Annotated in this window: 20 protein-coding genes; 9 read left to right on the top strand and 11 right to left on the bottom strand. The window is 63.5% G+C overall.

Going from position 1 to position 25,588, the window contains the following annotated elements:
• Nucleotides 1-7: 7 nt before the first annotated feature.
• Nucleotides 8-1,291: an aminotransferase class I/II-fold pyridoxal phosphate-dependent enzyme gene (locus PSV38_RS07280; RefSeq protein ID WP_300546240.1), complete on the bottom strand. Its 1,284-nt coding sequence runs from the start codon at nt 1,289-1,291 to the stop codon at nt 8-10.
• 230 nt (nt 1,292-1,521) lie between these two features.
• Here PSV38_RS07280 and PSV38_RS07285 point away from each other — a divergent pair, with 230 nt between their 5' ends.
• The 3 genes from PSV38_RS07285 to rpiA are packed head-to-tail and all read left to right on the top strand — an operon-like array spanning nt 1,522 to nt 3,592.
• Nucleotides 1,522-2,148, top strand: coding sequence for a heme-binding beta-barrel domain-containing protein (locus PSV38_RS07285; protein ID WP_300546242.1), 627 nt, complete (start codon nt 1,522-1,524; stop codon nt 2,146-2,148).
• A 6-nt stretch (nt 2,149-2,154) separates the two neighbouring features.
• Nucleotides 2,155-2,913, top strand: coding sequence for a heparan-alpha-glucosaminide N-acetyltransferase (locus PSV38_RS07290; protein WP_300546243.1), 759 nt, complete (start codon nt 2,155-2,157; stop codon nt 2,911-2,913).
• Nucleotides 2,914-2,920: 7 nt separating this feature from the next.
• Entirely contained in the window at nt 2,921-3,592 is a 672-nt protein-coding gene (gene rpiA / locus PSV38_RS07295) for a ribose-5-phosphate isomerase RpiA (protein WP_300546245.1), read from the top strand.
• A gap of 22 nt (nt 3,593-3,614) precedes the next feature.
• Here the strand turns inward: rpiA and PSV38_RS07300 are convergent, their stop codons facing one another.
• From PSV38_RS07300 to PSV38_RS07320, 5 genes are all read right to left on the bottom strand, one after another.
• The gene (locus tag PSV38_RS07300) at nt 3,615-4,250 is read right to left on the bottom strand and encodes a glutaredoxin family protein (protein WP_300546247.1); all 636 of its coding nucleotides are present in this window, start codon (nt 4,248-4,250) and stop codon (nt 3,615-3,617) included.
• Between the two features lie 19 nt (nt 4,251-4,269).
• Entirely contained in the window at nt 4,270-6,312 is a 2,043-nt protein-coding gene (locus PSV38_RS07305) for a M3 family metallopeptidase (protein WP_300546248.1), read from the bottom strand.
• Between the two features lie 19 nt (nt 6,313-6,331).
• A complete protein-coding gene (folD, locus tag PSV38_RS07310; protein ID WP_300546250.1) occupies nt 6,332-7,177 on the bottom strand; it encodes a bifunctional methylenetetrahydrofolate dehydrogenase/methenyltetrahydrofolate cyclohydrolase FolD in 846 nt (281 codons plus the stop codon).
• Nucleotides 7,178-7,282: 105 nt separating this feature from the next.
• A complete protein-coding gene (locus tag PSV38_RS07315) occupies nt 7,283-7,927 on the bottom strand; it encodes a response regulator transcription factor (protein ID WP_300546252.1) in 645 nt (214 codons plus the stop codon).
• Nucleotides 7,924-10,506 (bottom strand): PAS domain S-box protein, encoded by a 2,583-nt coding sequence (locus PSV38_RS07320; RefSeq protein ID WP_300546253.1) that lies wholly within the window; start codon nt 10,504-10,506, stop codon nt 7,924-7,926. Before PSV38_RS07320 ends, PSV38_RS07315 begins: the two co-directional genes overlap by 4 nt.
• Nucleotides 10,507-10,665: 159 nt before the next feature.
• Here PSV38_RS07320 and aceE point away from each other — a divergent pair, with 159 nt between their 5' ends.
• The 6 genes from aceE (at nt 10,666) to PSV38_RS07350 (ending at nt 17,988) form a co-directional block, all read left to right on the top strand.
• A complete protein-coding gene (gene aceE / locus PSV38_RS07325; RefSeq protein ID WP_300546254.1) occupies nt 10,666-13,365 on the top strand; it encodes a pyruvate dehydrogenase (acetyl-transferring), homodimeric type in 2,700 nt (899 codons plus the stop codon).
• Between the two features lie 20 nt (nt 13,366-13,385).
• A complete protein-coding gene (gene aceF, locus PSV38_RS07330) occupies nt 13,386-14,729 on the top strand; it encodes a dihydrolipoyllysine-residue acetyltransferase (protein ID WP_300546255.1) in 1,344 nt (447 codons plus the stop codon).
• A 16-nt stretch (nt 14,730-14,745) separates the two neighbouring features.
• A complete protein-coding gene (gene lpdA / locus PSV38_RS07335) occupies nt 14,746-16,614 on the top strand; it encodes a dihydrolipoyl dehydrogenase (protein ID WP_300546257.1) in 1,869 nt (622 codons plus the stop codon).
• A gap of 66 nt (nt 16,615-16,680) precedes the next feature.
• Entirely contained in the window at nt 16,681-16,824 is a 144-nt protein-coding gene (locus tag PSV38_RS07340) for a hypothetical protein (RefSeq protein WP_300546258.1), read from the top strand.
• 55 nt (nt 16,825-16,879) lie between these two features.
• Entirely contained in the window at nt 16,880-17,308 is a 429-nt protein-coding gene (locus PSV38_RS07345; protein WP_300546260.1) for an MbcA/ParS/Xre antitoxin family protein, read from the top strand.
• The gene (locus tag PSV38_RS07350) at nt 17,305-17,988 is read left to right on the top strand and encodes an RES family NAD+ phosphorylase (RefSeq protein WP_300546261.1); all 684 of its coding nucleotides are present in this window, start codon (nt 17,305-17,307) and stop codon (nt 17,986-17,988) included. Before PSV38_RS07345 ends, PSV38_RS07350 begins: the two co-directional genes overlap by 4 nt.
• Nucleotides 17,989-17,993: 5 nt before the next feature.
• Here PSV38_RS07350 and PSV38_RS07355 read toward each other — a convergent pair whose 3' ends face one another.
• From PSV38_RS07355 to leuA, 5 genes are all read right to left on the bottom strand, one after another.
• Entirely contained in the window at nt 17,994-21,161 is a 3,168-nt protein-coding gene (locus PSV38_RS07355) for an error-prone DNA polymerase (RefSeq protein ID WP_300546263.1), read from the bottom strand.
• The gene (locus PSV38_RS07360; protein ID WP_300546265.1) at nt 21,158-22,483 is read right to left on the bottom strand and encodes a DNA polymerase Y family protein; all 1,326 of its coding nucleotides are present in this window, start codon (nt 22,481-22,483) and stop codon (nt 21,158-21,160) included. Before PSV38_RS07360 ends, PSV38_RS07355 begins: the two co-directional genes overlap by 4 nt.
• Nucleotides 22,484-22,489: 6 nt before the next feature.
• Nucleotides 22,490-23,197, bottom strand: coding sequence for a translesion DNA synthesis-associated protein ImuA (gene imuA / locus PSV38_RS07365; RefSeq protein WP_300546266.1), 708 nt, complete (start codon nt 23,195-23,197; stop codon nt 22,490-22,492).
• Between the two features lie 72 nt (nt 23,198-23,269).
• Nucleotides 23,270-23,740, bottom strand: coding sequence for a hypothetical protein (locus tag PSV38_RS07370; protein WP_300546267.1), 471 nt, complete (start codon nt 23,738-23,740; stop codon nt 23,270-23,272).
• Between the two features lie 16 nt (nt 23,741-23,756).
• Nucleotides 23,757-25,421: a 2-isopropylmalate synthase gene (leuA, locus tag PSV38_RS07375; protein ID WP_300546268.1), complete on the bottom strand. Its 1,665-nt coding sequence runs from the start codon at nt 25,419-25,421 to the stop codon at nt 23,757-23,759.
• Nucleotides 25,422-25,588 lie beyond the last annotated feature (167 nt).

Here is a 25,588-nt window from a genome sequence, read left to right on the forward strand (position 1 = left end):
GCTGGTGTCAGCTCAGGGCTTGATCCAGATCGGCCAGCAGGTCATCGATGTGCTCGATGCCCACCGACAGGCGCACCGTGTCTTCGGTGACGCCGGCTTTGCCCAACTCCTCGGGCGACAACTGACGGTGCGTGGTCGAAGCAGGGTGGGTCGCCAATGAGCGCACATCGCCAATGTTGACCAGGCGCGTGAACAGCTTCAAGCCATCCAGGAATCGCGCACCGCCTTCGCGGCCACCTTCAACCCCAAAGGTCAGCAAGCCCGAAGCCTGGCCCGAGAGGTATTTCTGGACCAGTGCGTGGTCGGGGTGGTTTTCCAGGCCCGCGTAGTTGACCCATTTGACGCGCGGATGGGTGCTCAGGTACTGCGCTGTCTTGAGCGCATTGCTGCTGATGCGGTCCATGCGCAAGGCCAGCGTCTCGATGCCTTGCAGGATCAGGAAGCTGTTGAACGGCGAGATCGCAGCGCCCGTGTTGCGCAAGGGCACGACCCGGGCACGGCCAATGTAGGCCGCTGGCCCCAGGGCGTCGGTGTAGACCACGCCGTGGTAACTCACGTCGGGTTCGTTCAGGCGCTTGAAGCGTTCCTTGTGCTGAGCCCAGGGGAATTTGCCCGAGTCGATGATCGCGCCACCCAGGCTGTTGCCATGGCCGCCCAGGTATTTGGTCAGCGACTGCACCACGATGTCTGCCCCATGTTCGATGGGGCGGCACAGGTAAGGCGAGGGCACCGTGTTGTCCACGATCAGCGGGATGCCGTGGCGGTGCGCGATTTCGGCCACCTTGGCGATGTCGGTGATGTTGCCCGACGGGTTGCCCAGCGATTCGACAAAGATCGCCTTGGTGCGATCATCGATCAGTGGCTCGAAGCTGTCGGGGTTGCGGTGGTCGGCAAAGCGGGTGGTGATGCCGAACTGGGGCAAGGTGTGGGCCAGCAGGTTGTAGGTGCCGCCATACAGCGCCGTGCTGGAGACGATGTTGTCGCCCGCCTCGGCAATGGTCTGGATGGCATAAGTCACTGCGGCTTGGCCCGAGGCCACCGCCAACGCACCAATGCCGCCCTCCAGCGCCGCGATGCGCTGCTCCAGCACATCCTGCGTCGGGTTCATGATGCGCGTGTAGATGTTGCCCGGCACCTTCAGGTCGAACAAGTCGGCCCCGTGCTGGGCGCTGTCAAACGCATAGGCCACCGTTTGATAGATCGGCACAGCCACCGCCTTGGTGGTCGGGTCAGGGGAATAGCCCGCGTGCACGGACCTCGTTTCGAACTTCCAGTCGGGATTGTTGGCCATGTTGCTCCTCGGTTATGGATGGATCAGCGCGCTGCGATCGAGACTTCGGTCAGGCGTCAACGAGCAGCATGATGCTCATGGGTCTCGATTCGATTGTCAATGGCGAAGGTTTCCACCTTAGGCAGTCGCGCTGGCCTTGAGAAGCGATGTGTTGGCATGTCGGTCTGCAAAAAAATCATATGGACTGCTTAATAATCAGGGGCGCCTCACCCCTTTCACCAGAGTTGACCATGAGCCATTTCTCAGACGACATCTATACCGAACCCGCCAGCGTCGATGTCGACACCTTGGCCAACCTGGGGCCTTTGCGAGGCATGGCAGGCATCTGGCAGGGCACCCGCGGCCTGGACATCAAGCCCAAGGCGGACGGGCCCCGCAAGCAGGCGTATGTGGAGCGCATGGAGTTGCAGCCCATCGACCCCGTGACCAATGGCCCCCAACTCTTGTACGGGCTGCGCTACCTGGTCCTGATCACCAAGCCCGACCAGGTCAAGACCTACCACGAGCAAGTGGGTTACTGGCTGTGGGAGCCGGCCACCGAAACCGTGACGCACACGCTGACCATTCCTCGGGCGCAAACCGTGATGGTGTCGGGCCAGGTCAAGCCGGATGCCGCCAGTTTTGAATTGGTGACCAGCAATGGTGCGGGCATTTGCTCCAGCGCTTTCATTGACTACGCCTTCAAGACGGTGGAGTTCCGCATCAAGGTGCAGTTCAACGCGGACGGCACCTGGGCCTATGACGAAGACACTGTGATGATGATCAAGGGCCAGACCGAGCCCTTCCACCACGTGGACACGAACCACCTGAGCCGGATTGGCGAGGCAACGCCCAACCCGTTGGCCCGAGGCCGCTGAGGCAGCGTGGCTTCATCCGCGCCCGCCCTTCGCTTTGACCGCCTGGACGCCTTACGGGGCTTCGCGCTGGTGTGGATGGCGGTGTTCCATTTCTGCTTTGACCTGAGCCACCAGGGTCTGTTGGCCGCCAATTTTTACGAGGACGCGCTGTGGACCACTCAGCGCACCTGCATCCTGTCCTTGTTTCTGCTGTGCGCTGGGGCGGGGCAGGCGGTGGCCACCACACAAGGCCAGTCCTGGCCGCGCTTTTGGCGCCGCTGGGGCCAAGTGGTGGGCTGTGCGGCCCTGGTGTCCCTGGGCAGCTGGTTCATGTTCCCGAACAGCTTCATCTACTTTGGCGTGCTGCACGGCATGGCCGTGATGCTGATCGTGGCACGCCTCAGCGCACCACTGAAATCCTGGCTTTGGCCTTTGGGGGCCATCGCCTTGGCGGTGCCCTTGTTCGCCCAGCATCCATTTTTCGACTCACGCGCCACCAATTGGCTGGGGTTGGTGACGTACAAGCCCATCACCGAAGATTACGTGCCCGTGCTGCCCTGGCTGGGCGTGATGTGGTGGGGCATGGCGGCCACACAGTGGTTGCTGGCCAGGCATCCTCACTGCATGGCTTCTGCCGCGAGCACGCATGGCAGCGGCGACAATTCAGGCTTGATCCCAACGATCAGAGCCGCGTTGGCCATCCTCGGCCGTTGGAGCCTGACTTTTTACATGCTGCACCAGCCCATGCTGATCGGTGCCTTGAACGCCTGGATTTTTTTGAAGTGACGACACCATGACCCAAGACGAAATGAAAACCCTGGTGGGCCAAGCCGCCCTGGACTACGTGAGCGCTGGCAGCGTGGTGGGCGTGGGCACGGGATCGACCGTGGACAAGTTCATCGACGCCCTGGGCGCCGCGCTCAAAGCCGATCCCCAACGGGTGGTGGGCGCGGTGTCCAGTTCCGTGCGCAGCACCGAACGGTTGCTCGCGCTGGGCGTCAAGGTGCTGCCGGCCGAGTCGGTCAGCAGCCTGGCCGTCTACATCGATGGCGCGGACGAAATCAACCACCAGGGCGACATGATCAAAGGCGGTGGCGCTGCTTTGACCCGCGAAAAGATCGTGGCCGACTTGGCCGAGCGCTTTGTATGCATCGCCGATGAAACCAAGCTGGTGGACACGTTGGGGCGCTTTCCCCTGCCGGTGGAGGTGATCCCGATGGCGTCGGCCCAGGTAATGCGCCGCTTCACCGCCATGGGCGCACAGGCCAAGGTGCGCGAGGGCGTAACCACCGATAACGGCAACCTGATCGTGGACGTTACTGGCCTGGCCATCACCAACCCTGCTCAGATGGAGTCGGACGTGAACCAGTGGCCGGGCGTGGTGACCGTGGGCATCTTTGCCCGCAACCGCGCGTCGGTGTGCCTGCTGGGCACACCGAATGGCGTCAGAACCTTGGCCTTTTGAAGGTCAAACCAAGCAAGCCAGCTTAGAACTTGAAGCCCGGTGGGGGCGGAGGCGTTGGGCTGGGCGCCGGGCTGACATTGCTAGGGGTGTCGGCCTGCAAGCGCAAGGGCTCGGGCACGGGTGCCCGCACTTCTGGCACGACCAATGGCGTGGCCGGTGGCTGCTTGTAGCTGGCCGGCAGCGCCGACTTGGCCGGGTAGCCAGCAGCATCCAGATAAGCAGTCCAGTCGTTTTGGGTGAAGCCCACCAGCTGCTTGCTGCCGACCTTCAACACCGGCAACTGCTGGACGCCCTCCTGCTTTTGCAAGGACAGGATGTCTTCAGAGGTCTCCACCGTTTTCTCGATGTGAGGAATGCCTCGGCCTTGCAGCATCTGGCGCGCGCTGTCGCAGGGCGCGCATTTGGATGACGAGTAGAAAGTGACCGGGTATTGGCTGGCGACGCGCTGCAACTCGAAGGGCAGGCCCGTGGCCTGCACCACGGTGCCGTTGGTTTTGAGCGTGGCGGCGGGCCGGTCAGCAGGTGGGCGGTCGGTGTAGGTGATGCGGCCATCGGGGGCCACGACCTTGTAAAGGGCCCAGGCCGGACCCGCTGTGACCAGGGTCAGGCTCACCACGGCGGTGGCCAGCAAGGAAGAGGACTGCAAGTAACGACTCATGTGGTTTTTACCTTTGGGTTCAGCTCATGCCTTGGTGACGCAACAGCGCATCGATGCTCGGTTCACGTCCTCGGAACGCCTTGAAATTATCCATGGCGCTGCGGCTGCCACCAGCTTCCAGGATGGACTCCCGATAAAGGCGGCCCACGTCCTGGTTCAGCACCCCGGCTTCACCAGAAGAAGCCTCCTCGAAAGCCGCGTAGGCATCTGCCGACAGCACCTCGGCCCACTTGTAACTGTAATAGCCTGCCGCGTAGCCGCCTGCAAAGATGTGTGAAAAGCTGTGTTGAAACCGGTTGAATGCCGGGGGGATGTTGACAGCCACCTCTTGGCGCACTTCATCGACCAAGGCCTGAACGCGCTGGTCGTTGCCGGTTTCGGCATGCAGGCGCATGTCAAACAGTGAAAATTCGACCTGGCGCAAGGTGGCCATGCCGCTTTGGAAGTTCTTGGCCGCGTTCATCTTGTCGAACAGCTCACGGGGCAAGGACTGGCGGGTGTCCAAGTGGCTTGTGAGTTGCTGAACCACGTCCAACTCCCAGCAAAAGTTTTCCATGAACTGGCTGGGCAGCTCAACCGCGTCCCATTCAACGCCGCTGATGCCCGACACGCCGATGTCGTCCACCTTGGTCAGCATGTGGTGCAGGCCATGGCCGAATTCGTGGAACAGCGTGGTCACGTCATCGTGGGTGAGGAGGGCGGGCTTGCCGCCCACACCTGAAGCAAAGTTGCAGACCAGGTGCGCCACGGGCGTTTGTGTCTGGTGGTTGTCCGGGCGCGTCCAGCGGCCACGCACGTCGTCCATCCAGGCGCCGGGGCGCTTGCCCGAGCGGGCATACAGGTCGAGGTAGAACTGGCCGACCAAGCTGCCAGCGCGCTCAATGCGGAAAAACCGCACCGACTCGTGCCAGACAGGCGCGCTGTCGGGTTTGATGTTCACGTCGAACAGGGTTTCGATCAGTTTGAACAATCCGCCCAGCACGGTGGGTTCGGTGAAGTACTGTTTGACCTCCTGGTCGCTGAAAGCATAGCGGGCCTCCTTGAGCTTTTCGCTGGCGAAGGCGATGTCCCAGGATTGCAGCTCGGTGAGGCCAAGTTCGGTGCGGGCAAAGTCGCGCAACTCGACCATGTCTTTTTCCGCGAAAGGGCGGGCGCGGCGGGCCAGGTCGCGCAGAAAGTCCGTGACCTGCTGCGGGCTGGTGGCCATCTTGGGCACCAGGGACACGTCGGCAAAGCTGGGGTAGCCCAGCAGCGCGGCTTCTTCCTGGCGCAGGGCCACGATTTGCTGCATCAGCGGCGAGTTGTCTCGTTCGGTCGGGCCGACTTCGCTGGCGCGGGTGGCGTAGGCACGGTAGAGCATTTCACGCAAAGGGCGGTGCGTGGCGTACTGCATGACGGGCAGGTAGCAGGGCATGTGCAGGGTCAGCTTGTGGCCGTCCTTGCCTTCGGCCTGCGCGGCGGCCCGGGTTGACTCCACCACGTCGGCAGGCACGTCAGCCAGCTCTTCGGCCGTGGCGTAGTAGCTGTAGGCATCGGTCGCGTCCATCACGTGCTCGGAGAAGGCCTGCGACAGGGCCGCTTGCAACTCCTGGATCTCGGCGAAGCGCTTCTTGGCATCTCCTTGCAACTCGGCACCACCCAGCACGAAGCCGCGCAAGGCCAGGTCCAGCGCACGGTGGCGAGCGGGGCTGAGTCGCTGTCCCTCCGGGGATTGGGCCAGGGCCTTGTACTTGGCGTAAAGGCGCTCATCAGCGCCCAGGCGGGTGTAAAACTCGGTCAGGCGGGGCAGGTTTTCGTTGTACGCAGCCCGGATTTCGGGCGTATCGGCCACGGCATTGAGGTGCCCCACGGCGCCCCAGGCGCGCCCCAAACGCTCGGTGGCCACATCCAGCAGCAGGGACAGGGTGTCGTAGTCGGGCGGCACATCAGGCCCCGTGACCTTGTCCAACGCTGCTTCAGCCTCCTTCAGCAACACGTCCATGGCAGGCGTGACGTGCCCGGGTTGGATGCTTGAGAAAGCGGGCAAGCCGAAGGTGTCGAGCAAGGGATTGGGTGTGGACATGGGCGTTGTCGGTGTTGGTTTAGAGGCGTTCAGCGGCTTCGATGGTGTTGACCAGCAACATGGTGATGGTCATGGGGCCGACACCGCCCGGCACGGGGGTGATCCAGCTCGCCACTTCCTTGACGCCGACAAAGTCGACGTCGCCACACAGCTTGCCTTCATCATCGCGGTTCATGCCGACGTCAATCACGACGGCCCCGGGTTTGACCATGTCGGCAGTGAGCACATTGCGCTTGCCCACGGCCGCCACCACGACATCGGCTTGACGCGTGTGGTAGGCCAGATCAGGTGTTGCACTGTGGCAGATGGTGACGGTGGCGCTGGATTGCAAGAGCATCATGGCCATGGGCTTGCCGACGATGTTGCTGCGCCCGATGACCACGGCGTGTTTGCCGCGCAGGTCATATCCAATCGATTCGAGCATCTTCATGCAGCCGTAGGGGGTGCAGGCCTTGAAGCCGGGCTCGCCCACCATCAGGGCACCCGCGCTGGCGACGTGGAAGCCGTCCACGTCTTTCAAGGGCGAGATGGACTCGATGACTTTGTGGTCGTCGATGTGCTTGGGCAGGGGCAGTTGCACCAGGATGCCGTGGATGGTGGGGTCGTTGTTCAGCGCCTCGACGCGGGCCAGCAGTTCGGCCTCGGTCATGGTGGCGGGGTATTTCTCAAGCACCGAGTGCAGGCCAGCATCCTGGCAAGCCTTGACCTTGTTGCGCACGTAGACCTGGCTGGCGGGGTTCTCACCGACCAGGATCACGGCCAGGCCAGGGGTGATGCCCTTTTCGGTGAGCTTGGCGGCGCGAATGGCCACCTCGGCGCGGAGTTGCTTGGACAGGGCGTTGCCGTCGATCAGTTGTGCGGTCATGGAGCGGGCTGCAATTCAGTCAAAAAAGGGGCGAAAGAACGAAAAAGGCCGCACGGGGGCGGCCTCTTGATGCGCGTGAGGGCAAATCGCCCCCGCAGGCCTTGCTCAGGGTTTCGCTGGCGCGTTGGCGGGTTGACCACTGGCCCCCAGGGCGATCTTGAGCAGATCGGCCACGGTGTTGGCGTTGAGCTTTTCCATCACGTTGGCACGGTGGGCTTCCACCGTTTTGATGCTGATGCCCAGGTCGTCGGCGATCTGCTTGTTCAAACGGCCCGCGACGATGCGTTCCAGCACCTGCGCTTCACGCGTGGTCAGGCGCGACAACAGGGCTTCCCGGCTGGCAGCCTCTTGCGAACTGGAGAACGCGGTGCGGGCTTCGTCGAGCATGCGCTCAACCAGGGCCACCAGGGCGTCTTCCTTGAAGGGCTTTTCGATGAAGTCCATCGCGCCCTTTTTCATGGTGTTCACGGCCATGGGCACGTCGCCGTGACCGGTGATGAACACGATGGGCAAAGGCGATTTTCGCTCGAGGAGCTTGTCCTGGAGTTCCAGGCCGCTCATGCCATCCATGCGGATGTCGGCGATCAGGCAGGCGACTTCGCGCGGATCGAATCGGGCCAGAAAGGATTCGGCCGAGTCAAAACACCGCACCCGGTAGTCTTTGCCTTCGAGGAGCCATTGCAGCGAATCGCGCACGGCCTCGTCGTCATCGACCACGTACACAGTGCCTTTTTTGGGGATCAGACTCATGGGTTATCGGCTAGCAAGTCGTTGGAGGGAGGGGTGATCGAATCGGAGAAATCCGGGGCACCACTGCTGTCGACCGGGAGGGTGAAAGTGAACTTGCACCCCATCACCGTTGAGCCATTGTAGATGTTCTCGGCGCCAATGCGACCGTGGTGTGACTCGATGATGGAACGGCACAAACTCAGGCCGATCCCCAGGCCTTCGGCCTTGGACGAGTGGAAGGCCTCAAAGAGGCGGCTGCTCATCTCTTCCTTCATGCCCGGCCCCGCGTCGGTGACGACGAATTCCACCACCTCGCCCTGGTCTTCGGTTTTGCGCAAATGCACGCGCAGGTCAACGTGGCGACGCGACTGTGGCATTTGCGCCGAATCAATCGCCTCAGCAGCGTTCTTGAGGAGATTCAGCAGCACCTGCTCGATCAGGATGGGATCGACCATCAGCGTGGGCAGGCGTTGGGCGATGGTGCTATTGAGCGTGACGCGGCGGCGGCGCATCTCGAAACCAGCCAATTCCAGCACGGCTTCGATGATGTCGCGGGCTCGGGCAGGCTGTCGCTGCGGCTCGCTGCGTTTCACGAACTGTCGGATTCGGTGGATGATTTGCCCGGCGCGCTGGGCCTGGCGCGAGGTTTTTTCCAGCGCCTCGATCAGCCCCTCGTTGCCAATGCTGCCCGATTTAATGCGGCTGACCATGCCGCTGCAGTAGTTGGAAATGGCCGCTAAGGGCTGGTTCAACTCGTGCGCCACAGTGGAGGCCATTTCGCCCATGGTGATCAGGCGGCTGGTGAACTGGGCTTTTTCGGCCTGACGTGCGGCAGCTTCCTCGCCCTGGCGACGGGCGGTGATGTCGGTGGCGATCAGCATCTGCGCCAGGTGGCCGTCGGTCCATTGGATGTAACGGGCGCGCACGTCGAACCACTTCTGGGCCGATTCCATGTAGATGTCGCGGGCATCGACGCCTGCGGCGGTCAGCTCTTGCGTGGGCAGGTTGCCAAAGTTGTCAACCGACTCATCACCGTCGGCCAGGTCGGCTGGATCAAACTCGCCACCGGTCAGCTCAGAGTGGGCGCCGGGGTTGGCGCCAAACCACAGGCGGTAAGAGCGGTTGGCGAACAGTAACTCGCCGCGTTGCACGGAGACCACAGACACCGCGGCGTCCAGGCCTTCCAGCACGGTGGTGAAGCGTTCGTGCGCGGCGGTGAGTTGGTCTCGAACGCGTTTGGCCTCGGTGATGTTGGTGACCGAGGTCATCCAGCCGGTCTGGTTGCCCTGCGAGTCGATCAGGGGCGAGACGTACATGCGGGCGTCGAACTGGCTCAGGTCGCGGCGCTGCATCACCACTTCCACGCCGCCGGTCGGGCTGCGGCCCAGCAGTTCTTGCTGGAACATGCGGTTGAATTCGTCCAGCCGGTCTTTGGGCCAATAGGGGTAGGGTGGCACGCAGCCGATCAGTTCCTCTTCGGCGAAGCCGGTCATCGCGCAGAAAGCCGGGTTGACGTAGGTGATGCGGCCTTCCAGGTCGATCGTGCGCATGCCGGTGAGCATGGAGTTTTCCATGGCCCGGCGGAAATTGGTCTCTTGCACCAGGGTTTTCTGGATCTGGGCGCGGCGGCGCATGTGGCGCAGGGTGCCCACCAGCGTCCACACGGTCAGGGCCGACAGGGCCACCACCATCCAGAAGAGGGTGTTGCCCACCAGGTTGGTGGAGGTGCGAAAGCCCATGCCTCGCAGGATCAGGCCATTGCCCACCGGCGTGACGATCACTTCGTGCACGAAAGTGGGCTTGGCTGAGCCTTCGGCCGAAGTGCTGACGGTGCTGGTCAGCACCTCGCCACCCGACTGCACCAGGCTCATCGCGTGGCGGCTGACGATTTCGCGCGGCACCATGTAGCGCATCAGCGCTTCCAGCGAGTATTCGGCCGACAGGGTGCCGATGAAGCCCGTGCTGTCGATCAGCGGCACCTGGATCTGGATGACCCTGGCAGCCAGCCCATTGATGTAGGGCTGGGAATAAACCGGTTGATTGCGCTCCTTGGCCAACCTGAACGCGCCTTGGGGGGCTTGAACGCCGCGCAAGGGATCGTAAGACGACAGGCTGGCGTAGGGATCGAGGTTCAAGCCCTGCGGTGCGGGCAGGTACAGGTTCATGGCGGAATGGGTCGCCTTGACCGTTTCGTCCGCCTGCGTCCAGGCCACACTGATGACCTCCGGGCGAGCGCGCACGAAGTCGCTCGCCTGCGACATGAACTGTTCCGAGTTCACCGCCTTGATGCTGATCTCGCGGGCCAGGCGCAGCAACTGCTCCTGGCTCTCGATCATGCGCATGCGGATCTGTTGCTGAACGACCTCGGTGTCGCGTTTCACCGACTCTTGTTCGCGCTCCAGCTCTTCATTGCGCAGGTACCAGAAGGCCACGATGATGGCGGCCAAAAACAACAGCACCGACACCAGGGGCCCCAGAGTTGCATACCGGTCTTGCTGGTTGGGCGACTGCTTGCGCCACCACTGCCAGAAGAAGCGGTTGGAGTTGCCGACCCCAGGTGTGCGTGAGGCGGCGGTGGACAGGGATGAGCGAGACGGCATCCCGCGATTATCCGTGTGGTCTCCCACAATCGACGTACTGCTTGAGAACGAGTGCAATCCCGATTCAATTCCAGCGTTAAGGATTCACTCTAATCACCCCACTCACTCAGGGGATGGCTGATACTCATGACACTGGTACATACCAACGGAGACTTGCTTATGTCCGCTGCCGATGCGCTGCCGTCTGCTTCTATGGATCTGGATCCGGAAGAGACCCGCGAATGGCTTGATGCCCTCTCAGGCGTCATTGAAACCGAGGGGCGAGGCCGTGCCCACGACCTGCTTGAACAACTGCTGGACCATGCCCGCCAGGCTGGCATCGACCTGCCGTTCTCGGCCAACACGGCCTATGTGAACACCATCGCGGTTCAAGACGAAGCGCAGTTTCCCGGCAACATGGAGATTGAAGAGCGCCTGCGCGCCTTCATGCGCTGGAACGCGCTGGCCATGGTGGTGCGGGCCAACCGCCACGAACCACCCGATGGGGGCGACCTGGGTGGCCACATCTCGTCGTTTGCGTCATTGGCAACCATGCTGGGCTGCGGCTTCAACCACTTCTGGCATGCCGAGCATGAAGGCCATGGCGGCGACCTCCTCTACATACAAGGCCATTCAGCGCCCGGCATCTACGCTCGCGCTTACATGGAAGGCCGGATCACCGAAGACCAATTGCTCAACTTCCGCCAGGAAGTGGGCGGCAAGGGCTTGTCGAGCTACCCGCATCCCAAGCTGATGCCTGAGTTCTGGCAATTCCCGACCGTGTCGATGGGCCTGGGCCCGATCATGGCCATTTACCAGGCGCGTTTTCTGAAGTACCTGCATGCCCGCGGCATTGCCGACACCTCCAACCGCAAGGTCTGGGTGTTCTGTGGCGACGGCGAGATGGACGAGCCCGAGTCGCTGGGCGCCATCGGCTTGGCCACGCGCGAAAAACTCGACAACCTCATCTTCGTCGTCAACTGCAATCTGCAGCGCCTGGATGGTCCGGTGCGTGGCAACGGCAAGATCGTGCAGGAGTTGGAAGGCGAGTTCCGCGGCGCGGGCTGGAACGTGATCAAGCTGCTGTGGGGCGGCTATTGGGATCCGCTGTTGGCGCGCGACAAGGATGGTTTGCTGCGCAAGGTCATGATGGACATGGTCGATGGCGACTACCAGGCCTGCAAGGCCAACGATGGCGCCTTTGTGCGACAGCATTTCTTTGGGCGCGATCCCAAGGTGGCCGAGATGGTGGCCAAGATGTCCGACGACGACATCTGGCGCTTGAACCGGGGCGGACACGACCCGCAAAAGGTGTACGCCGCCTACCACGCGGCCGTGAACCACACCGGCCAACCCACTGTGCTGCTGATCAAGACCGTGAAGGGCTTTGGCATGGGCAAGAGCGGTGAAGGCAAGAACACCGCGCACCAGACCAAAAAACTGACTGACGAGGACATCAAGACCTTCCGCGATCGATTCAACATCCCCATCACCGATGAAGACCTGCCCAAGGTGCCGTTCTACAAGCCGGCCGAGCACACGCCGGAGATGGAATACCTGCTTTCACGCCGCAAGGCGCTGGGGGGCTCCCTGCCCAAGCGGCGCGTCAAGGCGGACGAACAACTGACGGTGCCCGAACTGTCGGCGTTCAAAGCCGTGTTGGACCCCACCGCCGAAGGGCGTGAGGTCTCGACGACCCAGGCTTTTGTGCGCTGCCTGACACCCCTACTGCGCGATGCGCAACTGGGCCCGCGCGTGGTGCCCATCCTGGTGGACGAGGCCCGCACCTTTGGCATGGAAGGCCTGTTCCGCCAGATTGGCATCTACGCGCCTGAAGGCCAGAAGTACACCCCGGTCGACCGCGACCAGGTGAGCTACTACCGCGAAGACAAGGCTGGCCAGATCCTGCAAGAGGGCATCAACGAGGCCGGTGGGATGAGTTCGTGGATCGCGGCGGCGACGTCGTACTCCACCAACAACCGGATCATGATCCCGTTCTACGTGTACTACTCGATGTTCGGGCTGCAGCGCGTGGGCGACCTGGCCTGGGCGGCTGGCGACATGCAGGCGCGCGGCTTCTTGCTGGGCGGCACCTCCGGGCGCACGACGCTGAATGGCGAAGGCTTGCAGCACGAAGATGGCCACAGCCAACTGGTGGCATCGACCATCCCGAACTGCGTAAGCTACGACCCGACCTTTGCGCACGAGGTGGCGGTGATCGTGCAGCATGGCTTGAAGCGCATGGTCGAGCAGCAGGAAAACGTCTTCTATTACCTGACCCTGCTGAACGAGAACTATGCCCAACCCGGCCTGCGCGAAGGCACCGAGGCCGAGATCATCAAAGGCATGTATTTGCTGCAGGAGGGCGCCAAAAAGACGCCCCGCGTGAACCTGTTGGGTTCGGGCTCGATCCTGCGCGAATCGGTGGCGGCGCGCGCGCTGCTGGAGGCGGACTGGGGCGTGGCCGCCAATGTGTGGAGCTGCCCAAGCTTCAACGAACTGGCCCGCGATGGACAGGATGCCGAGCGCTGGAACCTGCTGCACCCGACCGAAACGCCCCGCGTGTCGTTCGTCGGGCAACAACTGGCGCCGCACGCCGGCCCGGTGATCGCCTCGACCGACTACGTCAAGACCTTTGCCGAGCAGATCCGCGCCTACATCCCCAAGGGCCGCACTTACAAGGTGTTGGGCACCGACGGGTTTGGCCGCAGCGACTTCCGCTACCGCCTGCGTGAGCATTTCGAGGTCAACCGGCACTACATCGTGGTGGCCGCGCTCAAGGCCCTGTCGGAAGAGGGCAGCGTGCCCGTGGCGAAGGTGGCCGAGGCCATCGCGCGCTACAAGATCGACGTCGACAAGATCAACCCGCTCTACGCTTGATGCACTTGAGGCAGCACTGAATGGCACTCATCGAATTGAAGGTTCCCGACATCGGCGACACGTCCGATGCCGCGGTCATTGAAATCCTGTTCAAGGTGGGCGACACGGTCAAGGCCGAGCAAAGCCTGATCACCCTGGAGTCGGACAAGGCCTCCATGGAGGTGCCGGCGGCGCAGGGTGGGGTCGTGAAAGAGATCAAGGTCAAGCTGGGCGACAAGGTCAGTGAAGGGGCCTTGATTGCCGTGCTGGAGGCTGCGGACGCCAGCGCTTCGGTGCCGACTGCAACGCCCGCCCCATCGAGCAAGGTTGGCGCGGCCGAGCCTGAACCTGCGCAAGTGGTGCAGGCGCCGGTCCAGGCCGCAGAGCTGGCTGAGCCTGTGAGTGGCCGCGTGCCACCTACCGCCGCCTTGCCCCCGGCCGAGCCGCCTGCTCAGCCTGGGCACCTGCCACATGCCTCGCCCTCGGTGCGTCTGTTCGCGCGCGAGTTGGGCGTGCCGCTGGGCAGCGTGCAAGGCTCAGGGCCCAAGGGACGGATCAAGCATTCGGACGTGCAAGCCTTCGTCAAGGCGGCTTTGGCGAAAGGCCCGGCCACTGGGGCTGTACCAACGGGATCGACGGCCGATGGCGAAGGCCTCAGCCTGTTGCCTTGGCCCAAGGTGGACTTCGCCAAGTACGGCCCCATCGAGCGCAAGCCACTGTCGCGCATCCAGAAGATCTCGGGCGCGAACCTGCACCGCAACTGGGTGCGCATCCCGCATGTCACCAACAACGAAGAGGCCGACATCACCGAGCTGGAAGCCTTGCGCGTCAAGCTCAATGAAGAGCACGCCAAGACCGGCCCCAAGTTCACGATGCTGGCCTTTTTGATCAAGGCCTGTGCCGTGGCTTTGAGAAAATTCCCGCAGTTCAACGCCTCGTTGGATGGCGACGACCTGGTGCTCAAGCAGTATGTGCACATCGGCTTTGCGGCCGACACGCCCAATGGCCTGGTCGTGCCGGTGATCCGCGATGCCGACACCAAGGGCTTGTCGCAACTGGCGACCGAGACTGCCGCCTTGGCACTCAAGGCCCGCGAAGGCAAGCTGTCGCCCGCCGACATGCAGGGCGGCACCTTCTCGATCTCGTCGCTGGGCGGCTTTGGTGGCACCACCTTCACGCCCATCATCAACGCGCCCGAGGTGGCCATTTTGGGCGTTTGCCGCGCGGCCATGAAACCGATGTGGAACGGCTCGGGCTTTGACCCGCGCTTGGTCATCCCGCTGAGCCTGAGCTACGACCACCGCGTGATCGATGGGGCCTCTGCCGCTCGCTTCAACGCCTTCCTGGCCACCTTGCTGGGCGATTTCCGCCGCGCACTTCTTTGAACCTTGAACTGACACCATGGCTTTGATCGACATCCCCGTGCCCGACATTGGCGACATCGCCGATGCGGCGGTCATTGAAATCCTGGTCAAGGCGGGTGACACCGTCAAGGCGGAACAGAGCCTGATCACGCTGGAGTCCGACAAGGCCTCCATGGAAGTGCCGTCGCCGCAGGCGGGCGTGGTCGGCGAGATCAAGGTCAAGCTGGGCGACAAAGTCGGGCAGGGCACGGTGATCCTGACGCTGGAGGCGTCGGGGCAGGGCGCTTCGCTCGCGCCGGTTTCGTCATCGGCTCCACCAGTGGCTGCGCAGACAGCTCGATCGCCAACTGCTGCAGCCAACCCGCCTCCGGCTGCCGCTGAAGCGCCCAAAGCCCCCGCCGCTCAACCTACCTCGGCCAGCCAAAGCCCCGACAACGCCGATTGCGACGTGCTCGTGCTGGGCGGTGGCCCTGGTGGCTACAGCGCAGCCTTCCGCGCTGCCGACTTGGGTTTGAGTGTCATCCTCGTCGAGCGCTACGCCGAACTCGGTGGCGTGTGCCTGAACGTGGGCTGCATCCCCTCCAAGGCCTTGCTGCACGTGGCGGCCGTGATGGAAGAGGTCAAGCATTTCGATGCCCTGGGCGTGAGCTTTGGCGAGCCCAAGCTGGACCTGGACAAGCTGCGCGAGCACAAGTCCAAGGCCACCGGCAAGCTCACCACCGGCCTGGTCGGCATGGCCAAGACGCGCAAGGTCACCGTGGTGCGTGGCTACGGCAGCTTTGTCGATGCCCACCAGATCAAAGTCGAAATCACTACTGGCCCGGCACAAGACAAGTCAGGCGAGACCAAAACGCTCAGCTTCAAGCGCTGCATCATCGCGGCGGGCTCGCAGTCCGTGCGCCTGCCCTTCATGCCAGACGATGCCCGCGTGGTCGACTCGACCGGCGCGTTGAGCCTGCCCTCGGTGCCGCGCAAGATGCTGGTCATCGGCGGCGGCATCATCGGCCTGGAAATGGGCACGGTCTATTCCACCCTCGGTGCCCGCATCGACGTGGTCGAGATGAGCGACACCCTGATGCCCGGCGCCGACCGCGACCTGGTCAAGGTCTGGGAAAAACACAACGCCAAGCGCTTTGACCGCCTCATGCTGGTCACCAAAACCGTCGCGGCCGAAGCGACGGCCGAGGGCATCCGCGTGAGTTTCGAGTCGGCCAAGCCGGGCGAACCGGCTCCGGCGCCCGAAACCTACGACCTTGTCTTGCAAGCCGTGGGACGCAGCCCCAATGGCCGCAAGATCGGCGCGGACCTGGCGGGCATCACGGTCAACGAACGCGGCTTCATCCCGGTGGATTCGCAGCAGCGCACCAACGTGCCGCACATCTTTGCCATCGGCGACATCGTGGGCCAGCCCATGTTGGCGCACAAGGCGACCCATGAGGGGCACGTTGCCGCCGAAGTCGCCGCAGGCGAGTTGCAGAACGACGCGGCCTTGTCGCGCGCCGCCTTCGATGCGCGCGTGATCCCCAGCGTGGCTTACACCGATCCGGAAATCGCCTGGGTTGGCCTGACCGAAGACCAGGCCAAAGTGCAAGGCCAAGCCATCAAGAAGGGGCTGTTCCCCTGGGCGGCTTCGGGCCGGGCGCTGGCCAATGGCCGCTCTGAAGGCTTCACCAAGCTCTTGTTTGATGCCGAAACCAAGCAGATCCTGGGGGGGGGCATCGTCGGCACCAACGCGGGCGACCTGATCAGCGAGGTGGCGCTGGCCATCGAGATGGGCGCTGACGAGGTTGACATCGGCAAAACCATTCACCCGCACCCCACGCTGGGTGAAAGCATCGGCCTGGCGGCCGAGGCGGCTCACGGCACTTGCACTGATTTGATGCCTGTCAAACGGCCCAAGGCCTGATCTTGGCGGTGGTCCGGTTACCATGATGGCCTGCCCCTCAAGGGGTCATTCACCGAGGAGTCCAACATGGCCAAAGGTCAGCAACGCAGTGGCAAGGAAGTCAAGAAACCCAAGCAGGACAAGACGCCTGCCAAACCTCTGTCGCCCGGCGCGGTGACGCCCACCACCACGACCGTGGTGCCAGCACGAGGCAAACTAAAGAACGCCTGATGCGCTCGCGGGTTCAAATCTGGACTTTTCATTTTAAAATGTCTAGAATTGAACCATGAGTGCCGCATTGCGTCCTTCCCTTGAGCCCGCCAAGCCGCAGGCGCCTTCTGTCCAACAGATGAGCGCCGCCGGTTTGCGGGCTTTTTCTCGCGTCGCCGAGGCCTGGGGTTTGAACACGGACGAGCAGTTGCGCCTGTTGGGCGAACCGGCCCGTTCCACCTACTTTGCCTGGCGCAAGTCGCCGGATGCGGCGCGCGTACCGCGTGACACCCTAGAGCGCCTGTCCAACCTGTTGGGCATCTACAAGTCTTTGCAAATTCTGTTGCCTGATCCACAAGCGGCGGACGACTGGGTGCGCCAGCCCAACACGGCCGAGTTGTTCGGTGGCCGCTCGGCCCTGGACCGCATGCTGGCGGGCAATGTCAGCGATTTGAACTTGGTGCGTCGTTACCTGGATTCGGTTCGCAGCGGCGGCTGGGCATGACCCCAGCAGCGCCTGAAGTCCGGCGCTTGCGCTGGCAGCCCGCCCATCGGATCGTGCCCACGCGCTACCCCACGGTGTACCTGTTCGACCGGGTGGCCGAGGCTGATGACTTCGATGCGCTTTATGCGCTGGAATCGCTCACCAACGAACGCATCCGCGATGAAGTTGGCCAGATCGAGCTGGTGCCAGCGCAAGACCGCGTGGTCGGCCCAGGCTCCGGCCCCGTCATGGCGGCGTTCACCCACCTTAACCCGGAAGGCAGCCGTTTTTCAGATGGCAGCTATGGTGTGTTCTACGCCGCGCACGACAAAGACACCGCGGTGGCCGAGACCCAGTACCACCACGCTAAATTCCTGGCCGCCACCAAGCAGGCCGCCATGCAGTTGCCAATGCGCCTCTACGCCGTGCGCATCAGCGCGCAAGTGCACGATCTGCGTCCGCTGGACCCGGATGGTGTCGGTGTGCACGCCGCTGAAAGCTACGCCGCCTCCAGGGCATTGGGCAAGCAGTTGCGCTTGCAAGGATCGGCGGGCGTGGCCTACCGCAGCGTGCGCCATCCAGGTGGCGAGTGCGTTGGCCTGTTCAAACCCAAAGGCGCCAGCCAGTGCGTGCATGCCGCGCACCTGCTGTACGTCTGGAATGGCGCGGGCTTTGTCGATGTTTACGAAAAGCTGGGGTAGTCCGTTCAGTGAAAGTCCCGGCTTTCGGTGGCCAATCGGCCCAGCAGGGGGGTCAGGTCACGCAAATGGTGCGCGATCAGGTGCCGAACCTCGCCTTCGCGCTGCCAGACGCCGTACACGGCCAGCAGGCGTGAATGAAGCAGTTCCTGGCGCTGTCTGTCACGCAGGTGCTTCCAGACGATCACATTGACAGTGCCCGTTTCGTCTTCCAGGGTCACGAAGACCACGCCACCGGCCGTGGGCGGTTGCTGCCGGACAGTGACGATGCCACAGGCGCGGGCCAGTTTGCCATGGGCGAGTTCACGCAAGGTTTCAGCGGACATCAGGCGTTGCTGGTCGAGCTTGGAGCGCAGCAAGCTCAAGGGGTGTCGCCGCAAGGTCAGTCCCAGGGATGCGTAGTCAAAGACGATCTCTTCGCCTTCGGGCGCGCAGGGCAGGGTGAGCAGGTCTTCATGAACCGGGGCCTCACGCAGCAAGGCTGGGGCACGGTGCAGGGCGGAGGCCTCCCAGACCTGTTGGCGGCGGTGGCCCGCCAAGCTGATCAGGGCATCGGCCGCCGCCAAGTGGCGCATGTCAGCCTGGTCGAGCTGGGCGCGGCGCGACAGTTCTTCGACGTTCTGGAAAGGGCCTCCGCCGCGTCGGGCTTCAATGATGCGCGTGGCGGCTTGCGATGACAGCCCGCTGACCATGGACAAGCCCAGGCGCGCAGAAGGCTGTCGGCTGCGATCGGTGAGGTCGACCAGCGTGCAGTCCAGGTCGCTGTGCACCACGTCAGGCGGGAAGACCATGACGCCATGGCGTGCGGCGTCTTGCACCAGTTGGCTGGGTGAGTAAAAGCCCAGGGGCTGGGCGTTGAGCAGCGCGGCCAGGAAGATGGCGGGCTCGTGGCACTTGATCCAGGCGCTGTCGTAGACCAGCAAGGCGAAGCTGGCCGAGTGTGATTCCGGGAAGCCGTAGGCGCCAAAGCCTTCGATCTGCTGGAAGATGCGTTCGGCGAACTCGGCGGTGTAGCCCTTGCGGGTCATGCCTTCGGTGATGCGCTGGTGAAACTGGTCGACGCTGCCATGGCGTTTCCAGGCCGCCATGGATCGGCGCAAGTCATCGGCCTCGCCTGCGGTGAAGCCCGCTGCGATCATGACCACTTGCATGACCTGCTCCTGGAAGATCGGAATGCCATGCGTGCGCCCCAAGGCGGGTTTCAGCAATTCCGGGCAATCGTTCGCCTCTTGGCCGGATCGGCGCAAGAGGTAGGGCTTGACCATGCCGCCCTGGATGGGCCCTGGCCTGACCAGCGCCACCTCCACCACCAAGTCGTAAAAGGTGCGCGGCTGCAGTTGCGGCAGCATGTTCATCTGTGCGCGGCTTTCGATCTGGAACACGCCGATGGTGTCGGCCTGGCAAATCATGTCGAAGGTGGCCGTGTCTTTGTCCGGGATGTCTTGCAGGGCAAAGGTGTGGCCTCGCCGGATGCTGATGAAGTCCAGCGCGCGCCGCAAGGCCGACAACATGCCCAGCGCCAGCACATCGACCTTGAGCATGCGTAAGGCGTCCAGGTCGTCCTTGTCCCACTGGATCACCGAGCGGTCGGGCATGGTGGCGTTTTCAATCGGCACCAGTTGGCACAAGGACGTTCTGGCAATCACGAAGCCACCCGTGTGCTGGCTGAGGTGCCGTGGAAAGCCGACGAGGATGCAGGTCAACTCCTGCCATTGCTGGATGCGGCGTTCGGTGGGTTCAATCCCCAGTTCGAGCAAACGTTGCGGGTCGATGCCCCGGCCGTCCCACCACTGGTGGTTCTCGGCCACACGCTCGATCACCTCAGCGCTGATGCCCAACGCTTTGCCCACGTCGCGCAAGGCGCTGCGCGTGCGGTAGGTGATCACCGTGGCGGTCAGGGCGGTGCGGTCGCGGCCGTATTTGCCATAGAGGTACTGGATGACCTCTTCGCGGCGCTGGTGTTCGAAATCAACGTCGATGTCGGGGGGCTCGTTGCGCTCGCGTGAAATGAAACGCTCGAACAGCAGCGTGTTGCGGGCCGGGTCGATTTCGGTGATGCCCAGGCAATAACACACGGTGGAGTTGGCGGCGCTGCCACGGCCTTGGCACAGAATGTTTCTGGACCGGGCGAAGCTCACGATGTCGTGCACGGTGAGGAAGTATTGTTCAAAGCCGAGTTCGCTGATCAGGGCCAGTTCTTTCTCGATCTGGTCGGTCACCTCATTGGGGATGCCCTTGGGAAAGCGCCCAAGGCCTCCCTCCTGGGTCAATTGACGCAGGTGCGATGCGGCGGTTTCACCGGCGGGGACGATCTCTTCGGGGTATTCGTAGCTGAGCTCGTCCAGGCTGAAGTGGCACTGGGCCACCACTTCTTGTGTGGTGGCCAGCAGGTCGGCGGGATAGCGCCGGGCCAGCCTCAAGCGACTGCGCAAGTGCTGCTCGGCATGACCTTGCAGGCCCAAGCCGCAATCGGGCAGCGACTTGCCCAGGCGCGTGGCGGTCAGCACGTCCTGCAGCGGCTTGCGGGATCGCACATGCATGTGGACATCACCGCTGGCCAGCAGGGGCACGCCGCTTTGGTGGCCAAGGTCGCGCAGGCAGCGCAGCCACCAAGCATCGTCCAGGGCGTTGAGCAATTCGACCGCAAGCCAGCATCGGCCTGCGAAGTGGGTTTGTAGCCACTGAGCCTGTTGCAGCAACTGGGGCCATGCCGTGCGCCGATGGGGCACCATCAGGATCAGGCAGTCTTTCAGGTTTGATGCCTGAATGTCTGGCAGCCTGAGCGTGTCGGTGCCTTTGCCTGGCGTGGCACGCCGAAGCCGGGTGATGAACTCGCAGAGTTGAGCGTAGCCCTCGCGTCGGCGAGCCAGCAGCACCAGTTTGAAGTCAGGCTCTGCCTCGACGGTGAACTCGCTGCCGATGATCAACTTGAAATCGGGTGGATCGTTGCCATCGGCCAGGGCCTGTTCACGCGCCTTGCGCAAGGCCAGGTGGGCGCGCACCACCCCGGCCACCGAGCAGTCATCGGTCAAGGCCAAGGCGGTGTAGCCCAAGGCCAAAGCACGGTCCACCAACTCGCCCGGGTGCGCTGCGCCACGCAAAAAGCTGAAGTTCGACACGCAATGCAGCTCGGCATAAGCGGGCAAGGCTGCGCGGCTGGGTCGGCTCGTCGTCATGCAAAGATGCCATGCAGGAACAAGGGGCTGGACTGGGTCTCTTGCACATGCCGTTCTCGGAAAACCCACAACAGCCCGGCTTGGTCGTTGTGCGCCAGGTAATAGTCGCGGGCCACGCTTTGCCCATCCCACCAACCGGCCTCCACGCGGTGGGGCCCGGCCAGCCATTGCAAGGGGCGCAAGGTCAATGCTTGAGGCTCTGGCAGCAGCCAGGCGGGCTGCGGATGGTCGGCGATGGGCTGGACAGCGCTGCGCATGTTGGCCGCGGGCGCGGCATCCACCGCAGGGATCCAATGTTGTGCGTGCTCGATCCGGTGGTCGGCTTGCACCACCGCTTGCCTGACGTGGTCCTTGCCCAGCCTGGCGGACAGCCTGTCCAGCAGGGTGGACAAGGCCTGCCGTTGCTGGCGCTGCGCGACAAGCGAGGCCAGGGCATCCGGCCCGGCGCCCAGGCCCAGCGTGCTGTGCTCCTGGAAAAGGCAATCGCTGTCGATGGCCAGCGCTTCAACCTCGTCAACGTGGAGGCTCAGGTCACCCACCGGGCCGCCCAGCGTGGTGCGGTTCAGGTGCTCGGCCAGCAAGCGGTGCAGGCGGTTGATGTCGCGTGAGGCCTCGGACAGGCGCATGACCAGCTCACCTTGGCCGGCCACATCGCGGCGATGAAAATCAAGCTGCCAGCGCAAGGTCAAGGACCTGACGCCACTGTGGCGCCCCGCCAGCCAGGCGCACAAGGGCTGCAGCAAGCGCTTGGCCGCGAACACCAGAGAGGCGGCGTTGTCTACCCGGCCTGGCAACTCCAGCCGCAAGTCGAAGCGCTCTGGCGCCTGCACCCACTCGAAGGCTTCGGGCTTGGTGCCATGCGCCTGGTCCAGCGCCAGCAGCAAGGCCGCACCGAAGCGGCGGCTCATGCCATGCCGAGGCAAACGGCGAACGTCGCCCAGGGTCTGGCAACCCAGTCTGGACAAGGTGGCTTCGTGGGCATGCACGGCGGTGATGGTGGACAAGGGCAGCTCGTCAAGGCGGTTGCTTTTGCCTTTAGTGGGGCGTCCGTACCGGGCCCGCGCCAACGTGGCCAAAGCCGTGGGACCGCACGCCCACCGAGCCCATCCCAGTGGCGCAGCGCCTTGCACGATCAGGCGTTTCAGGTTCTGCGAACCGCCAAAAAGACGGTGGCTGGCATGCACCTCCATGACCACCCCCTCGTCCAGCAAGGCCACTCGGGGCGAGAACTGCAAGGCCCACCAGGCAAGCGACAAAGCATCAAGGCTTTCATCAGGCGACGAGGGGGCCTCTTCGGGCAGCAGCGCGATCCAAAAAAGCATGGCCCATCACCACGGGCCGCAGCCCTTGAGCGGCACGGACCGCTGGATCAAAGGTTCCAGCCCGGCGGGCCAATGGGGCAACTCAATGATTCGGTCGAGCAAGGGGCCGCGCCGCTTCAGAATGTTCACCCGAAGCGGCGGCGGAAGTTTGGGCGGGTGCCCACTCACGCTCACTTCGAGCCGAAGCGGCGCGGCCGAGGATTCGGTGCGCGAAGCCTGGCGCCTGAAAATGAAGGCCAGTGCGGGATGGTGCATGGCACAGGCCTGCAAACGCCGCAGTTGGTCAGACCGGGCCTGGGGCAGCCAAGCCAGGACGGCGCTGACGCTGCGCGATTTCAAGGCTTGTTCCGTGGCCCACAAGGATTCGGTGGGTGTGCGGGTTTCAATCCACACCAAGCGGTCTTCGCGCAGGCCTTCTCGCCGCAAGGCCGGCAGGTGCGGGCTGTGCGGCGGATTGACCAGCAGCACCGTGCCGCCTTGCGACACGAGCCTCGCCAGTGCGGGCGACAAGAGACGCCATTCCGCATGCCCCTCGGGCGCCTGCAGCACCTCCGTCAGTGCTTGACAGGGCCAGCCGCCTCCGGGCAGTTCGGCATCGAGTGCCGGGTGCCCCGTCGACAGGACCGGTGTGGCCTGACCGCCCAGTGCATTGCCGCGCCACACCGTCTGGGCGATGTGGTCGGGCAAAACAGGGGACTGGCGGGCGAGCGACATGGAGGGTGTGGATACTGTTTATTTGTACAGTATCGTACCGCAACCCAGCCGCGCCGTGTTGAGCAAATGACGTCAGCGGGGTTTTCTGAACTCGTCCTCGATCCAAGCCGTGGCGGAGGCCATGTTCAGCTTGAAGCTGGCCGACACCCGCACTTGTGCCACCTGGTCACCGCCATCGTCGTGCGCGGCCAGCAGCGCATGCGGCTCGTACTCGTCGGCCACGATGTCCAGCGTGATGCGCCACTGGCGGGCCGCCACCGTCACCACCACCTCCTTGTGCAAGGTGGCATGCAGTTGCTGCTCGTGGCGGCGGATCACCTCCGAGGCTGTCTTGACCAAGGTGTTGAAGGCTGCCGTGTCCAGCGGCTTTGGGTTCTTCTTGTCCCTGCCCATGGTCCAGGGGCCGACGAGGGCGGGTTCGGGCTCGCCATCGCGCAGCATCTCAACGGCCCAGCCTTCGTCATCGTTGTTCTTGATGACGCGGGCCGTCCAGCCGTTGTCGGACCACAGGCGGGCTTCTTTCACAGGTGTCGTTTCAGTCATCCGCCGATCTTACGTCTCAGGCCCGGTTCAGCCGGTTGAGCGCCTGCACCAGGGCTTGCAAGGAGGCCGTGACCAGGTTGGGATGCCAGCCCGCGCCGTGCACGCTGCCGACCACGCCTGGCCCGCCCAGCTCAACCCAGGCCAAGGCCGATGCGTCTGAGCCTTGCCCCGTGGCGTGCTCTTCATAACCTTGCAACTGCACGCCCGGTGGCAGGTCCAATGCCTGCAAGGCATGCCAGGCCGCATCCAGCGGGCCATTGCCTTGGCCCACCAGGTCCCGTGTCTGCCCATCCACCTTCATGGCCAGGCTCACATGGGTCACGGCCCCGTGCGTTTCAAGCTGATGGCTCACCAACGCCAGCGGCGCGGTGCGTTCAAGGTATTCGCCACGAAATAAATCCCACAAGACGCTTGAAGTCAGCTCGCGCCCCGTGTCATCGGCCACGCGTTGCACGATGCCGCTGAATTCGATTTGCGCACGGCGCGGCAACACCAGCCCGTAGGCCGACTCCAGCAAGTACGTGATGCCGCCTTTGCCCGATTGGCTGTTGACCCGCACCACCGCCTCGTAATTGCCCCCCACATCGGCCGGGTCAATGGGCAGGTAAGGCACGGCCCACAAGGTCTGCCCCACCTGGGCCGTCATGCCTTTGCGGATGGCGTCCTGGTGCGATCCTGAAAACGCCGTGAAGACCAGATCACCCGCATAAGGATGGCGCGGGTGAACGGGCAGCGAGATGCATTGCTCCACCTCGCGCGCCAAGGCATGCAGGTTCGAAAAATCAAGGCCCGGGCTGACACCTTGGCTGTAGAGGTTGAGCGCCAGGGTGACCAGATCGACATTGCCGGTGCGCTCGCCATTGCCAAACAGGCAGCCTTCAACGCGTTGCGCGCCGGCCATCAAGGCCAACTCGGCCGCAGCCACGGCGGTGCCCCGGTCGTTGTGCGGGTGCACGCTCAACACGATGGCATCGCGCCGCGCCAAGTGGCGGTGCATCCACTCGATCTGGTCGGCGTAGACGTTGGGGGTCGATGCTTCGACTGTGGCCGGCAAGTTGATGATGGCCGGGCGCTCGGGGGTGGGTTGCCAAACCTCGGTCACGGCATTGCAGACCTCCAGCGCGAAATCCAGCTCGGTGGTGCTGAAGGTTTCCGGGCTGTACTGAAGCGTCCAATGGGTTTCGGGATGCTCGTCGGCCAGTTGCTTGATCAGGCGCGCGCTGTTGACCGCCAATTGCCGAACCTCGGCCTGGCTCATGTTGAACACCCATTGGCGCCAGGCGGGTGCCGTGGCGTTGTAAAGGTGGACGATGGCGCGCGGTGCACCGCGCAGTGATTCGAACGTGCGGCGGATCAGATCTTCCCGGGCCTGGGTGATGACCTCGATGGTCACGTCATCGGGAATGTGCCCGTCATCGATGAGCGTTCGCACCAGGTCGAAGTCGGTTTGCGAGGCCGCAGGAAACGCCACTTCGATTTCCTTGAAACCGATGTTGACCAAGGTCTTGAACAGGCGCAGCTTGGTGGCGCCATCCATGGGTTCGAACAGCGCCTGGTTGCCATCGCGCAGGTCGGTGCTCATCCACACAGGTGCCTGGGTCAGGCGCTGTTGGGGCCAGGTGCGGTCTGGCAAGTCAACGGTGGGGGCCGGGCGGTATTTTTGAGAGGGGTCTTTCAACATGATAAAAATGCTCCAGAAATGAAAAAGCCAGCTCGAAAGCTGGCTGGAGGGGTGTCGGAGGTTGGTGTGGCTGAAGGGTCAACCAAACTCAACACATGCACGCGCACCCACGCCAGCCAAGGTGGCTAGCGATAGCAGGGCGAGGGCGGTCATCGACAAGTTCATGG

It is taken from the genome of Aquabacterium sp. (assembly GCF_029946005.1).
Classification (GTDB): Bacteria; Pseudomonadota; Gammaproteobacteria; order Burkholderiales; family Burkholderiaceae_C; genus Aquabacterium.

Excerpts from the sequence above, each read along its gene's own strand:
- aceF (WP_300546255.1), top strand. The coding sequence starts at position 13,386 with ATGGCACTCATCGAATTGAAGGTTCCCGACATCGGCGACACGTCCGAT.
- PSV38_RS07315 (WP_300546252.1), bottom strand. The coding sequence starts at position 7,927 with ATGAGTCTGATCCCCAAAAAAGGCACTGTGTACGTGGTCGATGACGAC.
- PSV38_RS07285 (WP_300546242.1), top strand. The coding sequence starts at position 1,522 with ATGAGCCATTTCTCAGACGACATCTATACCGAACCCGCCAGCGTCGAT.
- PSV38_RS07370 (WP_300546267.1), bottom strand. The coding sequence starts at position 23,740 with ATGACTGAAACGACACCTGTGAAAGAAGCCCGCCTGTGGTCCGACAAC.
- lpdA (WP_300546257.1), top strand. The coding sequence starts at position 14,746 with ATGGCTTTGATCGACATCCCCGTGCCCGACATTGGCGACATCGCCGAT.
- PSV38_RS07345 (WP_300546260.1), top strand. The coding sequence starts at position 16,880 with ATGAGTGCCGCATTGCGTCCTTCCCTTGAGCCCGCCAAGCCGCAGGCG.
- PSV38_RS07320 (WP_300546253.1), bottom strand. The coding sequence starts at position 10,506 with ATGCCGTCTCGCTCATCCCTGTCCACCGCCGCCTCACGCACACCTGGG.
- PSV38_RS07340 (WP_300546258.1), top strand. The coding sequence starts at position 16,681 with ATGGCCAAAGGTCAGCAACGCAGTGGCAAGGAAGTCAAGAAACCCAAG.
- PSV38_RS07355 (WP_300546263.1), bottom strand. The coding sequence starts at position 21,161 with ATGACGACGAGCCGACCCAGCCGCGCAGCCTTGCCCGCTTATGCCGAG.
- leuA (WP_300546268.1), bottom strand. The coding sequence starts at position 25,421 with ATGTTGAAAGACCCCTCTCAAAAATACCGCCCGGCCCCCACCGTTGAC.
- rpiA (WP_300546245.1), top strand. The coding sequence starts at position 2,921 with ATGACCCAAGACGAAATGAAAACCCTGGTGGGCCAAGCCGCCCTGGAC.
- PSV38_RS07360 (WP_300546265.1), bottom strand. The coding sequence starts at position 22,483 with ATGCTTTTTTGGATCGCGCTGCTGCCCGAAGAGGCCCCCTCGTCGCCT.
- imuA (WP_300546266.1), bottom strand. The coding sequence starts at position 23,197 with ATGTCGCTCGCCCGCCAGTCCCCTGTTTTGCCCGACCACATCGCCCAG.
- PSV38_RS07280 (WP_300546240.1), bottom strand. The coding sequence starts at position 1,291 with ATGGCCAACAATCCCGACTGGAAGTTCGAAACGAGGTCCGTGCACGCG.
- PSV38_RS07350 (WP_300546261.1), top strand. The coding sequence starts at position 17,305 with ATGACCCCAGCAGCGCCTGAAGTCCGGCGCTTGCGCTGGCAGCCCGCC.
- aceE (WP_300546254.1), top strand. The coding sequence starts at position 10,666 with ATGTCCGCTGCCGATGCGCTGCCGTCTGCTTCTATGGATCTGGATCCG.
- folD (WP_300546250.1), bottom strand. The coding sequence starts at position 7,177 with ATGACCGCACAACTGATCGACGGCAACGCCCTGTCCAAGCAACTCCGC.
- PSV38_RS07305 (WP_300546248.1), bottom strand. The coding sequence starts at position 6,312 with ATGTCCACACCCAATCCCTTGCTCGACACCTTCGGCTTGCCCGCTTTC.
- PSV38_RS07300 (WP_300546247.1), bottom strand. The coding sequence starts at position 4,250 with ATGAGTCGTTACTTGCAGTCCTCTTCCTTGCTGGCCACCGCCGTGGTG.